General features: G+C 49.7%; 9 protein-coding genes and 1 pseudogene. 2 read left to right on the top strand and 8 right to left on the bottom strand.

The genetic code is table 11. The annotated features are described in order from the left end of the window. Both G403_RS0119900 and G403_RS0119895 read left to right on the top strand, forming a co-directional pair. On the top strand, positions 1–304 hold a 304-nt coding region (locus G403_RS0119900; protein ID WP_036234794.1), incomplete at its 5' end, for an integrase core domain-containing protein. 417 nt (positions 305–721) lie between these two features. Continuing rightward, positions 722–8,248, top strand: coding sequence for a hypothetical protein (locus G403_RS0119895; RefSeq protein WP_156899748.1), 7,527 nt, complete (start codon positions 722–724; stop codon positions 8,246–8,248). Between the two features lie 1,027 nt (positions 8,249–9,275). Here the strand turns inward: G403_RS0119895 and G403_RS0119890 are convergent. The 8 genes and pseudogenes from G403_RS0119890 to G403_RS25920 form a co-directional block, all read right to left on the bottom strand. Continuing rightward, the gene (locus tag G403_RS0119890) at positions 9,276–9,770 is read right to left on the bottom strand and encodes a hypothetical protein (protein WP_027855545.1); all 495 of its coding nucleotides are present in this window, start codon (positions 9,768–9,770) and stop codon (positions 9,276–9,278) included. Between the two features lie 345 nt (positions 9,771–10,115). Beyond that, positions 10,116–10,319, bottom strand: a complete 204-nt coding sequence (locus G403_RS0119885) for a hypothetical protein (protein ID WP_027855544.1) — start codon at positions 10,317–10,319, stop codon at positions 10,116–10,118. A 12-nt stretch (positions 10,320–10,331) separates the two neighbouring features. Next, positions 10,332–10,601 carry a hypothetical protein gene (locus G403_RS0119880; protein WP_027855543.1) on the bottom strand — a complete coding sequence of 90 codons (270 nt, stop codon included), beginning with the start codon at positions 10,599–10,601 and terminating at the stop codon, positions 10,332–10,334. Between the two features lie 111 nt (positions 10,602–10,712). Next, the gene (locus tag G403_RS0119875) at positions 10,713–10,985 is read right to left on the bottom strand and encodes a hypothetical protein (protein WP_211232719.1); all 273 of its coding nucleotides are present in this window, start codon (positions 10,983–10,985) and stop codon (positions 10,713–10,715) included. Positions 10,986–11,155: 170 nt separating this feature from the next. After that, complete coding sequence (locus G403_RS0119870; RefSeq protein ID WP_027855541.1) at positions 11,156–11,920, bottom strand: hypothetical protein; 765 nt, start codon at positions 11,918–11,920, stop codon at positions 11,156–11,158. Positions 11,921–12,246: 326 nt separating this feature from the next. Continuing rightward, positions 12,247–12,993 (bottom strand): AAA family ATPase, encoded by a 747-nt coding sequence (locus tag G403_RS0119860; RefSeq protein WP_027855539.1) that lies wholly within the window; start codon positions 12,991–12,993, stop codon positions 12,247–12,249. A 52-nt stretch (positions 12,994–13,045) separates the two neighbouring features. After that, entirely contained in the window at positions 13,046–14,992 is a 1,947-nt protein-coding gene (locus tag G403_RS24055; RefSeq protein WP_051299328.1) for a hypothetical protein, read from the bottom strand. Positions 14,993–15,190: 198 nt separating this feature from the next. Continuing rightward, positions 15,191–15,348 (bottom strand): annotated as a pseudogene (locus tag G403_RS25920) (transposase); the annotation flags it as partial.

Below are 15,348 nucleotides of genomic sequence, written 5' to 3'. Positions count from 1 at the left end.
CAGCCAATACCTATCGATCCGGTACACCGAACGCATGGCTGACGAGGGCATTGATGCCTCAGTCGGTACTACCGGTGACTCCTACGACAATGCGCTGGCTGAAACCATTATCGGCCTGTTCAAAACAGAGGTAATCCACCATCGTGGACCATGGAAAGGACTGGATGCCGTTGAATATGCCACGCTGGAGTGGGTCGACTGGTTCAACAATCACCGACTGCTGGAGCCTATTGGAAATGTTCCTCCAGCAGAGCGAGAAAGGGCGTACTATCGCCAAATGGAGGAGTCAGGTGAAGCGGCCTGACTCAAATAAATTGGTCTCCGGAATAACCGGGGCGGTTCAGGTCTACATTTGAGTCCTAATTACCCTGAATTACGCGAGCCAGGTAGCAATGTAGATAACCTCGTATCTGCTATCAAACAGGTACTGGGTGTTAGTCATTCAACCAATCCTGCTTTAGATGCTGAAATCAGAGACATAGCAACCAAAACCATAGACCGCAACGGGGTTTACACACCTGTAAAACAAGGGAATTCAGGTCAGGTAAAGTGGGTGAAAACACCTACAGTAGTTAATGAGCGATCTGCAAATAAACTGGACGATGAGCAACCTAATTCACTGGCTCAAAAGCTGGTTAAAGGCGTCTCATCACGTATTGGTAAGTTCCTGGCTCCAGCGAAGCGGAAAACTAAAAACCCGCTTCTATCACGAAACAACTTTATGGCAGCGGTACAAGCCAATCCACATGCAGTGGATGAGTTGCGTGAAGAGCCGGCTACTGAAGAAGAAGTACGTGTACTGGAAGAGATCGGTAAGGTGCATACGCAAGTACGCAATTTCCTTGATGCTTACCTACCCACATCAATTGATGAGCGTGATGGCTCTACTGTGGCTGAACTGTTGCGGGATGAGAATGGAGAAATACTGGATAACGCAGCCGGGGCTATCAGTGTTTCTATCGCCAACTGGGTAGCTACACGATCCAATAGCACTTTGTTTAATGATGATCGTTCTATCAACCAGTTGCTTGGTCGTGACAATAACGCAACGGTTCCAGCGCCTGTTCGTAACCTACTGGCTTATCGTGGTGTTGGTGCCAATGTGATGGCCGAGAACCTGGGCCGTGATATTGCTCAACTCATGGGCTTAGCCGTTTCACGTAATGCACCGGGCGGATCAAAAGCCAAGCTGGAACAGGATCTGGGTAACCTGGCTCTGATGATGATGCGCAGTGAGCACATGGGTTTGATTACTTATGACCTGATTTCGCGCAAAGCAATTGAAGCTGTACTGGATGGTGAGACGCTGGAAGGCAGCGAAAACAATATGGTGATGTACCGGGTGCGTACCACCATGGCACCGCTTGAAGGTACCAACGATATGATCGAAACCACTGTGCCTGAGGTGGATCGTATTGTTGAGGCATTCAAGGGGCAGGCTCAGCTTATGACTGATCTGTTCGGTATCGAAAATCGTGTCACTGAACCTTCTTTTGAGCCTGTGAAGCGCGTGGTTGATACCATGCGTGGAACCAATCAGAAACTCTCCAAAGAGTTCAAGGAAGGCCTTAAAAAGGCTCAGCAACAGACCTGGAGCCTGAAGACAGACACAGACAGCGCATTTAACGGATTGTCTCGAGCAACCCGTTTGAAACTGTTCGGTTACGAGGAAGGTATTGAAGCCCGGACTCATATCGATCAACGCAAAGGAGCGGTTGGCGCTAATAACGCAGCGGTACGCAGTCTCGAGCATTATGAGAATCTGCGTGAGCGTGTTGGATTAGAGAAGGCACTTGGCGGTACAGGTAATTTCTTCTTCCAGTACTTCGTTGCACGCCAGATGCGTACCCACATGGATAGCAATACGGTGAATCCTCAAGGGGATAAAAATCACCGGTTCCTGGTACGTCAGAATGCCTGGATACAGGATGTTGATCTTAATGATCAGGGCCAGGTAAATAACTTCCTGCTGACCGTAGCGGAAGGCTTGGATCTTGATCGGGACAAACACACCAACCAAGTAACACTGGATAGTGTCCATAAAAAATTGACGACTGCAGAAATTCAGGCTGCGGTTCAGGTACTGATTGATCAGCGTAACGGGGAAGAGATGACCCCGGAAATGGAAGCTGTTCTGGTAGCAGGTGTTGAAGCCACTGGCTCAGGAATGCACGGCTTTGATGCACTGGTTCAATACTCGCGTATGGTGGAAGCCAAAGCACTGAATAAACCTTCATTCACCACGGATATCATGCCGGAAGTGGATGGCGTAACAAATGGTCCTATCATCGGGTTGATTCAGTTTGCAGGTAAAGAAGCTGCTGAGCTACTCAAAAAAGCGCTGGCTAAGGGCGGCATATTCTTTGACGGCACATCCAACCTGGCTGAATGGAAGCAGGGTACAGGTAACGCTGATGCGTATGAAGAAACCAGCCAAGGCTGGGCACTTAAACTGGATGACCTGATTGCCAACAGCACCGGTAAACAGAAAGAACTGTTGAAGATTGTTGCAAAGCACTTTGGTAAAGACATTTACATCAAAGGTGAGGGTGCTGAAGCCAAATTTGTTATAGAACGCGGTGCTGGTAAACAGCCCACCATGATCACAGTGTACGGATCTGGACAGGATGCGTTGAAAGCTGATCTGGTAGAGGCCTTCCTTGAGTCTATTCGCACCAAGCTCGCAGAGGCTGCAACCTATGAAAATCCTGATCTTTCACCAGTTGAGCTGGAGCGCGAACGTATTCGCCGGGGTAATGAACTGATCAGCGACTTCAATCAGGTTGCACAATCTACTCGTCCGTTGGCTCAAGTTCGACGCTCAGCTGATCTGCTGGAAACGAAGGTTAACGCTACACAAGGTATCCGGCAGATTGTCGGCGGCTCTATGGGTAGTCTGTTGTTCCAGGCAGTGGATGAGAACTACCAACAGTTCAAGAAAAACCGTAAAGACTTTAACAATACGATCCAAGCGATCAACACCATCTACGTCACCATGCTTAATGCGCGTCTTGAAGAGAAGCGTAAAGAGCTGGTTGCAGCTAAAGAACTGGAGCCCAATGAACTGGTGCCTCAGGCCATACGTGATGAGATTGAGGCTGAGCTTGTTGAAGTAATGCCGATTATTCACACCATTCACTCAGCCCGTAGCGGTAGTGTGAATGAAGGCCTGTACCTGGGGCGCACCAAGAAAAAACGCCTGCATGATGCTGTCCATAAAGTAACAACCAAACTGTCTGAAGGGGTTCGTTACTTCAAGGCAAACGAGGGTGGTGGTAGCACATTGAGTAATAAGCCACTCAAGAGCGCATCCAGCTATCCCTCCATTACTGAAGTGGATCCGCAGGTGGGCGTAGGCCCTGCCATTATGACGATCCATTCCATGGATGCGACAGTGGCGATGGAAGCGCTGCGTAACCTGGGTGTACTGAGCGTATTTGATGGCTTTGGTTCTGGTGTACACGATGCAATAGCAACCGCCAAGCACCTGAACCAGTCCCTGTTCGATACCATGGTTGAGTACTCCATTACGGCCGAAGCTGATAAAGCCCTGGATCGCGCTATGGCTTATCTGGCTAAAAACGATCCTAACCGTGTACTAACCCGACAGGTTGAATCAGCCCTCAAATCCAAAGAAACACGCGTACTTGAACCAGGTGAAACACTGCGCGATGCGAAAGCCCGTTCAGCGGCTGCGTCTCGTGTGGTAACCGGTATCAAGGATCAGATTACATCCGCACCCGGTGTGTGGAACCAGTACTTCCTGGAAAACGGTGAAATCGAAGTTAATGGTGGTATTGAAGCCATCATCGAAAATGCCAATGCGCTGGAAGAAGACCTTGCAACCTTTGAAACAGAAGAAGCGCTGCCTGAGATTGAAGTAGCTGAACCAGCCTCACAAACAGAGCGATCTTCTTACTTTGGTCAACTGGGTAAAGAAGGTCGTCAGTTACCGGCTGATCGAAAACTGGGTGCGTTGTTTAATCAAGGTAAACCGGTAAAAGGTTCAGACCTGATCGGCGTTATTCTTGAAAACAAGAATACGCAGACTGTGCGCGGTAAGGTTGTGCATTCTCTGTTCACTCGCATTCAGAAGCTACCAGCCATTAACAACATTGAAGTGCGTCTGGTGACTCCGGAAACCGATCCTAATGATATGGAATTCTTCGGTAATGAAGAGAACCGGAACCTGGTTAAAGACTCCATGGGTGTCTATTCAACCGTGAATGGCCAACCTGTGATCTTTCTGCGCAATGCAGACTTTGTCCATACTGGGCTGAATCTGGAGACAGTTGCTCACGAGCTACTTCATGCAGCCACTGTGAACGTACTGAACAGCTCAGCTAAAGATTCGGCTACTCGTCAGGCAAAAGCTGACCTGACCCGTGTGGTTAATGCCATTGTTGCAGCAGTTCAAAATGATCCCAATCTACTTACTACCTATCCGGAACTGTCCAATATTCTGGTTCGAAATGGTAAGGGGAATATCGATAACTCGGTTGCTAATGCAGAACTGATTACCTGGGGGCTGACTAACCAGCGAGTTCAGGAAGCTCTGAAAACCATTCAGGTATCAGGAACTCATAAGTCCCGTTTCAAGAATGCTTTTGACGGTATGGTGAAAGCGATTACCGGTCTGTTCTTCCCGAATAGCCGGGTTGAAATCTCCAATGCGCTGGCTCAGGTGATCGAGAATACCGGACAAATCCTGGCAGCAGCAGAAGCGAACCAGTCACCTGAACAGGGGTCTTTGCCGCTGGCTCAGAAGCAACCACCAAAGGACTCTGTAAAAGCCAAAGTGGTTCGGATGCGCCCGCTCGAGATCTTTGATGCACTCACTGATCAGGTAAGCCCGAACCAGAAACGGTTACGTGAAGTGGTGGAAAAGCTCACTGATTCGTTGGATACCGATGAGCTAATCGTTCGTAATATGAAGCGGGGCATCTACGACAACACCGATGCGTTTCTGGATGCGGAAGTAAACCAGCGGATCCCGTTTGTATCTCACGCCACCAAAGCTGGCTTCAACTTCAATCCACAAGAAGCCTATGTGTTTGAGCAGATTGAGGCTGCAATGGCTCATGGTCTGATGGAACACAACGGTGCGCGTAAAGAGGCTCAAGCGCTTTATAGTCGTCTGGCTGAAACGCTGACGTGGGAAGATTTTGTACGACCTGGGGAAACCCGAGAACAGGCTGAAGCGCGTTACGCGTATCTGTTTGAACCAGAACTGGCTGAACGGGTTATTCAATCCAAGGCCTCAGCCACAGGTACACGCACACTCAAGCGTGCAAACCACCTGGCTCGATTGATTGCCCTGTCTGTTGTAGATGAACAGTTCCGTCAAACACTGGATGCACAGAGTTCTGATCTGAACCCGGAAGGGGATTCACTGTCAGCTCGCCTGCAGCGCTTGGTAAACGCTGTCATGGAGCTGTTCCAAAGCTGGACCGGTAAACCTGAACGCAGCCCCCGCATGAACCAACGTCTTGATCAGCTGATGTACGATCTGGCAGATATCCAGACTCGCCAGCATTCCAAACTGGTTCAAAGCACGTTGGATGGCGCTGAACGCTATGGACAGAAAACCAATGCTTTCCTGCGCGATTCTATGCAGTCACTGGATAAGTTCGCACGTTCAGAGGCGATGCTGAAAGGCAAAGGTAAAGTCCGTAAGTTTGCTGGCTCAGCTATTTCCATGGTTGCCGGGGATCGGGTTGATCAGTATGTGAATGTACTTGAGCAGTCCCTGGAACCTTTCCGTAAAGGCAAGGAAGGGTTGTTTGGATCGCTAATTACTGAGATGCGTGGACAGAACGGGAATAACCGTAACTTCCACAATCTGTTGCGCTATGCCAAAACCCTGATTGATCAGGCACGGCGACATGCCGAACGCGCAACCAAAGAGTATCTGAAAGAGTCTTTCACCCGTGAACTCACCAAAGTTGAACGGGAAAGTCTGACACGGGTATTGGTGGAAACCGATCTGGAGGTACTGCTGAATACTTACTCAGTACAGCAGATCTCTGCAATGATCCGGAATGACGCAACGCTTGAGAAGGCAATCAATAAAGCGCGTCAGGATTTGTCCATGTATCCGGAAGCAAACCATTACCGGAACCAGGCCAAACTGTTGGGTTACTTCATGGCAACCGGTGAAAACCGATCTGAAGGTAATCTACGGCTGAACGCGCTGAACATTGCTGAATACGATGCAACAGGTAACGGCGTCTCTACCGCTCAACTGAATGCCGTGCATCCGGTGATCGATCGATTAGCTTCACTCTATGCGCTGAAGTACACCGACAACGCCTTTAAGACTGAAATACTGGATATCCTGCAGGAAGAAAACAGCCGGCAGGGTGGGGCCAATGGCATTGAGACAACACTGCTAATGCACCGCAAACTGAAAGAGCAGGCGCTGGATCGTAACTTTGGTGGTAACCCTGGTTTGATGATCAAGGGCTATACCAAAGAGATCCTGAACAACCATATTGCGACTAAAGTGATTCATGGCCGTCCAACCGAAGCGGAGCACAAATCGCTGCTACGTCGCGGGTACACACTGGATCATGAAATTGCGATGGATCCAAACGATCCACAAGCTACTGCAGCCTATATGTACGTCAGTACCTCTGATGGACTTTCTCCTTACATGGCCTCATTGGTATCACTGACCAGTGAAAGGCGTAAGGGCTCTGATGTGGAATATCGAACCAACCGTGAAGTAAGTGGTATTTACCGAAACAAGCAACAGGCTGATATGTCTCTGGCTCAACAAGCGGATGTGGATCCCACCAAGATCAAAGGTAACTACCTGGTGCCCACATACGACGATCAGGGGCGTGTTATGGCTTACCGCTACATGATGAGCAAGGCTAACCGTAAACGCCTCCTGGAGCGCCGTACAGACCTTCTGGATGTATTGGGTGGCATGAGTGGTGCGGTCATCGATAAAGCGGAATCTAAGCAGATGAACCGCCGTACCGTAGATGCACTTCACGCTCAATATCAGGCAGATACCGCTGAAGGTCGAAATGACTTTGTAATGGTAGGACCTGACAGTGATGATGCTTCACTGAAAGAGCTGTATCAGATGATGCCATCTGACATGAAACAGGCGATTAAGTCGAAGTGGAACAGTCCCAACATGATGGTACGTCGGGGTTTGGTGGATCTGGTGTTTGGGTATCGGAAATTCAGTTTGGCAGAACGCCTTGGGCAGTATTGGGATGTTTCGCCCAATCAGAGGAAGTGGCACCAGACAGCCTTGGTACAGGCTGCAGAATTGATCTTGAGAGATCAATCAGTGGCGCGCTTGAAAACAGCAGAAAACGTATGGCAGGAAGTCATCCGTGAGGTGAAGGATATTTGGGTTATCCGTAACCTGTTTACCCTGGCTGGAAATATCATCTCTAACATGGGTGTTATGTGGGCCAGTGGTGTACCGCTGACCAAGATGATCCAGTATCAGAAAGAAGGGTACAACGGGATCATCAACTACCAGCGTGACCATAACGCTCTGATGAAAGCCCAGGCAGCTCTGTCCGTGGAACAGGATCGAGCCGTTCAACGTCCGCAGGAGATCCAGCGGTTACGTCGTGAAATCGTGGTACTGGAAGATCAGCTGACTACCAACCCGGTGAAAGAGTTGGTGGATGCTGGAACCTTCCAGACCATTATCGAGGATATCGATTCAGACGATGACGAGTTCAGCTACAAACAACGCCTGACAGATAAGATCGACTCCATGACTGAAGGTGTTCCGGAGAGTGTTAAAACCGTTGCCGGTAACCTCTTTGTGACTCGAAAGAGTCATCTGTACAGGGCATTGAGTCATACGACACAGGTATCAGACTTCGTGGCCCGCTATGCGGTTTACAAGCAACTGACCACCCGTGCACGTAATCCCCTGGCTCAGGATGAAGCCGTGGAGAAGGTGGTTAAACGGTTTATTAACTATGATGTACCGACTCATCGTATGGTGCAGTGGGGCAACGATATGGGCTTCATTTTCTTCAGTAAATACTTCCTGAGAATTCAGACAGTGATTTGGGAGATGATGAAAGAGAATCCGGCTCGTATGCTGACACTGGCAGCCACTCAGGGCATTGTGGATTTCACCGATATTACAGAGTCCATTCTGACTCCGGCCGGTGTAATAAACCACATGAACTTCCCGGTCAACGCTGTAATCAGTGCTCCGGACGATGTGATTACCATGCACCTGTTAGGTGAAGCGTTCTAAATTAAACCCGCCGAAAGGCGGGTTTCTTTTATCTCAAAAGGAAGGAGCCGCCCAATGCGACGGCTGCACTCATGTAAGAGAAGGGCAGCCCCTTTCTTTTGAGATAACGATTTATAGACTGGCGACAGGAATCGAACCTGTAATGCTAAGTCTTAATCCCTCCGCAGGGCTTTGGAGTCCTGTAACAGGATCGCTTACGCGATGCTCCAGAGTGGGGAGTCGAACCCCATACTTCACCAAGAACCAGTCTAATAAACCCTACCGTGTCATCCCGGTAGTGTTGTGGTGGCCGGCTCATACCCGGCAAGTTGGTTTAATGCGTACCAACTCGTGACTCAGCAACGCACGTATGCAATGTACGTGTTCACCACAACGGGAAGAGATCTGTTTCGGGCGTTCTCTGGTGATCAGCCAGATTCCTTTCGATGGGTGGTACCCCAACCGGTGTTACGGGGTCACGTTACCATCTCAGATCTCTTTCCGTTGTAGTAATGGGGGCGACTACCGGGAGTTGAACCAGGCTCAACTAGTATGATTCCCTGAACCATCAACACAGATTCCGCCGTGTGCGCAGCGAGCAGAGGGTGTTTGGGAATAGTCGCCATAAAGGTGCCCCCTTCCTTCGTTGCAGCGCCAACATTTATCCGGAAGGGGTTAGGCCGGCAATGATTACGGCCATTATCGGACGGGTAACGCAATCCACACGCTAATTATTACAGCCCATTCTTTTACTTCTTGAGCACGAGTTGAGTTTCGTATAAAAGAAGATCTCACCCTGGTCTCTCGCTGCGATTCCAGGTTTTTTGATTTAAAATAGGTTGCTCTATCGACCCTGCCCGTCGAACTGTTGTCACGTTAGCCCCAAAGGTCTTGTGATAGAGCGGTTTATGGGCGTCTCCTTCTAGCCGGATATCTGAACACTATTTGCGTTTGTTTCAGCATCCCCGGCTTCCCCCGTACTTCAGTGATTGATCCTCCAGCAGCGCAACCTACCTTCAGATCACCTTTTCCGTTCGAGCGACGTGGCTTACAGACTCTTTTTTCTGGCACGCTGTCGTGCCTTAACCCGCTTCATAGATAATGACCAGCGAGCTTTTTTACCGGTCATATTTCGCAATTCACGGGCCACGCGGGTACGCTCTTTGCGCAACCGTTGGAAATAATCAACCTTACTCATCCATCTGGATCGGATGTAGGTTTCAGGTTTCTCATACTGCACATTTCTAGGCTTGCCGGAAGGCAGCTTAGGTTGGTTACCCTCCTGATAGTAGTTCAACCACCAGTAACCCCGTTTGGATTCCCAGAAATTCAGGACATCTTCAATAGGAACACCCTTACGGATTGCATAGTGTTTGGCCCGGTCGATGACCCAGCGGAACAGCTTCAGAAATTCAGCCTTGTCCCGCATCGGGCGATGACCTTTGGCCTGGATTTCACCTGCTTTCTGAACATCGCGTATATATGCTGCTTTGAGAGACTTATAGCCCTCAGTCTGGGCTAACTCTTTCCAATTAATTTCCACAGTTAGCTCCTTGAATTAGGGTGCTACCAGAGACTCCTGGTAGCCCGAGGTAAAGTCAGCGCAAATACCCTACGTTCTTTGATAACGACACAGAAGGTACTCCCACCCGAGGGCAACCACATCGTATCCTTCCAGTAGGGGAGGTAAGGCGTATAGGAGACCTTGCGCCCTTTACTGCAGGTGTTTCCCACCGCCTGCTGGGGTAATGACAATCACACGCAAAGTTACGGATGCACTTACCGTAACCGTATGGAACCGGAGCTTCACGCACCAGCACATTGAGAGTCAGCAACTTAGCAACCTACGTGTCACTCCAGCTCCATACGGTTAAGGTAAGAAGGGGGCTCATTGGCCCCCAGGTTTATCATCCCGGTTCTCTTCATCGCATGAGCGGTGATACTCCCGAATCAGGATGTAGATAAGACTTACAATCAGTCCTATACCGATGATGATGGTGAGGAAGTAGCCCACCGCCACGGTGACACCGACTGCAAGTACAAGCAGTAGAGCCGTAATGAGCGATTTAAAATTGTTCCAAATTCGCTTCACTGACTCACCGATTTACGCGAAGAGGCTTTTCTTTTCAGACTGCTCACCGGTTTCCGGTGCGGCAGCTTCCTCAGCCGTTTCTTTATCGGTGTCTGCTTCAGCTTCAGCAGCCACTTCTTCAGTGACTGGCTCAGCTTTTTCGCCCTTAACCGGCGCAGATGCCACTGACATGGTTACGGAACGTTTTGCAGAAGCCGGGGGTACTTCAGCGATAGCGGCTACCGGAAGAATATCCAGGTCAGCCGTGATACCGTTTTGGCCACGACCAGCGGTGATATCCACTTTGACTTCTTTACCGGAAATTGAGATACCCTGGTCGGCAACGTACTTTTTCAGCGCGTCTTCGATCTCAACTTGTACGAGTGTGATTTTAATGATGGTTCCTTACCGGCCCTATAGACCGTGATTCAGTGAAAGCAATGGATGTATGGTGATCTCCACACGAGGATTTTCAGGATCTACAGCCCCGAAACGTGCACCGGATTCCGGTAGATAGAGGTAGTTGTCGTCGGGTAGTTTACCGAGTTCGACAAGGGCATCTGCGAAGAACTTTTCATGGATTGAACAGACATTAGCAACGTCTGTTAGTTGACGCGTACCTGGGTACACGGTCAGGATCAATCCAATACGTTCATACACAGGCAATGCCTGTATCTGTGGAGCCATTAACTCCTTGTACCGCTTCTTTACAGTATTCAAAGTACGGTAATGGGCGTTCCGGTAATGGTTCAGATTAAGGATAAAATCCTTGGTTTTAGTCTGAGGAACCCTCAGCGGAGATATCAGGGTACGGGCAGAGATTTGTTGAATCCCTGCCGGATTTGCAGAACTCACCGTTAAGCAAACAAGCTCTTACCGGGAGCCGGTGCAGCCGGCGCTTGACCTGCATTAGCCGTAGCGCCACCCGCTTGCGGAATGCCCGCCTGAGCGCCGGAGAGGCCCTTGGCTTTGTTTTGTACCTGACCCTTCCACTTATCCAACCAGCGGGTGATAAACACCGCTTCGGTAACGTTGGGGTCGGCTACCTCGGTGGTAGTCATGCCTTCGTAGCCTTCGCGAGCGCAGAAGAATTTATCGATTTCATTCTGCTCACGAGTTTCACCCGTCGGAACGTATTCACCGGCGTCGTTCTTCTGGTTCTTGTCCACCACCTGCTTGAGGATACCTGCCTTAATCTTCTGGCCGATCAGCTCAGTGATCATGCTGACCTTGGTCGGGATCTCAGCCTTGGCATCGTAGTTGTAAAGGTTGATAACCTTTTCTTCCGGCTCAACCGTACCGATTTCGCGTCCCAGGGTCAGCTGAACCAGTGAATTGGCTGTGAGGAATCCAGGCAGATAGTGCTTTTCACCGTTGCGCTCATAGTAGTTCTTCAGACCCTTTTCAGTACCAGAAGTTACGTAGAGCTGCTGACGAACAGTTGCACCGCCAGAAGTCTTGGCTTGCAGGTTCAGAGCGATAGCACCAGAATTGGCGGTGGTGTAATACGCCAGTTCGATTTCCAGATCGTACACGTCAGATTCCAGGATCTGGAACCCGCCCAGTACGTCTTTTTCGCCTTCAATAGAGGCGTCAGTTTGCAGAGCAGTCAGGATAGTCATGACATTTCCTTTCTATTGTTTTGTTGATTAACCAACCGCAGCGACACGCGGATGCGTGTCTATCAAGTCAGGTCTGATAAAGTCAGTCGGGCGGCGGATCAATTTGGTAGTCACACTGGAGGGGTGAACCCATCTGGTGAATACTTCACCTATGAAATTCACTTCCAGTAAGACTTTGTTGTTTTCGGTGTCGATACCACGAATGAATCCGGGGGAGTAGGACCTGTAGCGGTAGTTCACCAACTGGTTTACATAAAACTGGTGGATCAACGGGGTTACCTACTACATAACAAGGGTCCTACCGGACCCTGGTGTTAAACGGCAATTTACGCGGCAGCGGTGCCAGTACCGTAGTACTCATCCAGGCGGTCAAAGACTTGCTGGATGTCGTTGTCGATGAAGGTTTCTTCGGTGCTGAATAGGCCCATAGGTCCCCGCAAACGCTCGTTAACGGTTTCCTTGGTGAGCTTGGTCTGGAACACGTACTTGTACCCCAGCGCGGATTCTTCTGGCTCAATGTTGAGTAGTGAAGATCCGTAGGTACCCAGCTCTTTTACCTTCATCTTCTTGGCTGCAATGACGCAGGAGAAGTAAGACTCGATTCCGTTGTTTTTAAGGGATCCTTTAACCGGCACCTTGGTTTCCATCACCATTTCCCCTTCATTCAGTGAATCCAGGGTATGCGCTGTGAACACCACTTTCTTGGTGGACTTAGCCACATGCGTTTGCATCAGCCGCTTGAAGTACTGGGAAAACTCGCCCCAGGCTTTCATGGTGTTGGTACTGGGCAGCACGTAAAGGGATTCATACATATCCATCAGATACGTTAGTGAATCCACAATGATGGTGTGGACGTGTGGCTGACTTTCAGCCCAGATGAAGGCTTCTTCAATCTGCAGTGGGTCAGTAACGGTTTTTTCAATGAATCCTGAGCGGAAGGGCAAGCGTTTACCTGATTCACAATTCAGATACAGAACCCCTTCAGGGTTGCGGATCTTACGCAGTGAGGCAGATTTACCGGCCGCAGACTTACCGCACAACAGGACCAGGTGGTCGTTGATATCGATACTCATTGGGAGTTTCCTGTTTGATAATCACGAAAGGGGGCGGATGCCCCCAATGTGTTTAGGCGACGTGATTCAACTCACGCTTTTGAACGGCTTTGGCAGCGGATACCAGAATGGTACTAAGCAGCTCTTGTTCAGCGAGCTTGTCAGGCAGTTTGTTGTTGAGTGCCAGTACATTGGTCTGCACCTGATCCAGAGATTGCCCTGCATCTACCAACAACATGGCGTAACGGTGCAACTGCTTGTTGCGGTTACCGTCTCCCGTGTTATTGATGAACCAACGCTCCAGATTATTCAGGTTCTGTTGTTCCAGTACCTTGGCCTGATGCTGCTCATTCATCCGGGTTTTCGGAATGAACGGAAGCACGTCAATCAACTTACCTTCGGTGTACTCATGATGCCCGTTATGGGAGAGCCACTTGCGTGATCGCTGACCGGTGGAATCATCGACCTCAAACGGCAACCACTCATACACGTTGCTCATGAACTCTTTAAAGTCCTGTGCATCGAGCTTGAGGGTATAGTTTGTCGGTAAGACAATTCGGAACCGGTCTACACCATTTTGACCATGACGTTTGGTGGTGTAGTAGAGGGCTTTATAGTCCTTGAGTAACAGCTTAGCCGTGTCCAGGGATACACCACCATCCACATCCACTACGATCATATTGAAGCCCGGTACTGCGGTATCTTCAGTCCGGTGACCGCCTTTAACCTGATGACTGATCCAGTGCATTCCCTGAGCTTGAGTAAGCTGATGTAGCTTATCAAACGGGGCTTCCTCATATTTGTAGTTGAAGGCTTCGTGATCGCTGTAGCTCAGTATCATTTTACTGAGATCCGCCTCCTTGAGGCTTTCGCCACGCAGGAACTCAATACCATCCACGAAGGATTTCTTGATGATCACGTTGTTCTTGTAGCCCCAGGTGATCGCCAGATTTAGCATATCCTGCTTCTGTCCAGTTGATCCCTTATAGAAGGGCAGAGCCTCCATCAGGTCCACATGAGTCACTTCACGACCCACATCCGCCACATAACGAGCCAGTTTGACGTAAGGACCGTCCCGGCTGAGTAGCATATCAAAAGCCTTGGCCGACTCTTCAGCTACTGCAATGGCGTTGTAGAGGTGATCCATCGTGACTTCCGGTGAACCATCCACAAACGCATAGGCACCCGCCAGCTTCATGGCTTTCCAGTAGCGGTGCTGGGTTTCCATCTTTTTCATTTCCTGATGGCTTCCCAGGGCTTCCGCCAACTGTTCGCAATGCACGCGATATCCGATCCACTCGATGTTAACGTCCCGACTTACCTTGATAACCCGGTTGAAGTTCTTCAGATCCGCCAATTGAGCGAACTGATGAGCCACAGCATCCAGTGTATGAGCGGCAGTGCCGGCCGCTGCCTTATCGTAAATTTCAGCCGGAGTTGGTTGGTATTTCTTGATCTTTTTACGGGTGAACCCAAAGAGACAACGACGGGCATATCCCGTTTCAAGCATGGAGTAGAACTCCGCTTCGATCTTGTCACCATTCAACAGCTTGTCCGGGGTACCGAACAGCATCATGTTGGTCGGGGTGATTCCGTTGATCTCTTTCACACGGGTATTTTCAGCCGTGTTTTTGGTCAACCCGTTCTTGATCTTACCCTTGTCATACAGCTCCAGAAACTTACTGAATGCTTCCTGGTTCCCGAGAAGGTTGTTACCAATCTCATCGATCTCCAGGTTAAGTGATCCCGCATTGGCCATCAGGAGCTTATGTCGGACCTGTTGGATGGCTGCACCGGTTGCTGAGTTGAACGCAAAAGGTAATTCCCCCTGCAGGGAAAATTCCCGTTGCAGCTTCTGTAGTTCCTCGTCCGGATCAGTTGCATTCCGGTTGGCTCGACTGTTAGCCATGCTGATCAGGTTGTGTTCAGCCAACACCGGGAACACCTCTTCCATGAATCGATCCTGGAATAGATGGGTTACATCATCTTCCAGGATATTCAGGGAGAAGTTTTTACCCACACCGCTGGGAGCCAGGTTAATTACTAATTCGAAATAAAGTAAGCGAACATTACCCGGAGATATAAGCCAAATCCGGATGGCCAAAAAACGATTTCAATAGTCGTGGCAATTTTTGCAAACGTCGAAGCTGCCGGTAAACAGTGCTCCGAAGTTGTTCTTTGCTGTTAATGATCTTTTTACCGACGTGATGGTATTTGATATAGCCCCAAACAGACTCGTCAGGATTCAGCTCCGGCGAGTACGGCGGCAGGAAGAACAACCTGAGCTTGCCGTCGAGACTCTCAACATAGTCTCGAACCCGACGAGCATGATGAACCGGGTGGTTATCGAGGATCAGGAAAACCGGCTTGTCAACA

Source organism: Marinobacterium litorale DSM 23545 (genome assembly GCF_000428985.1).
In the GTDB taxonomy this organism is placed as follows: Bacteria; Pseudomonadota; Gammaproteobacteria; order Pseudomonadales; family Balneatricaceae; genus Marinobacterium_D; species Marinobacterium_D litorale.
The sequence above is the reverse complement of the archived record's forward strand: the minus strand, read 5'-3'. Positions and strand labels throughout refer to the sequence as shown.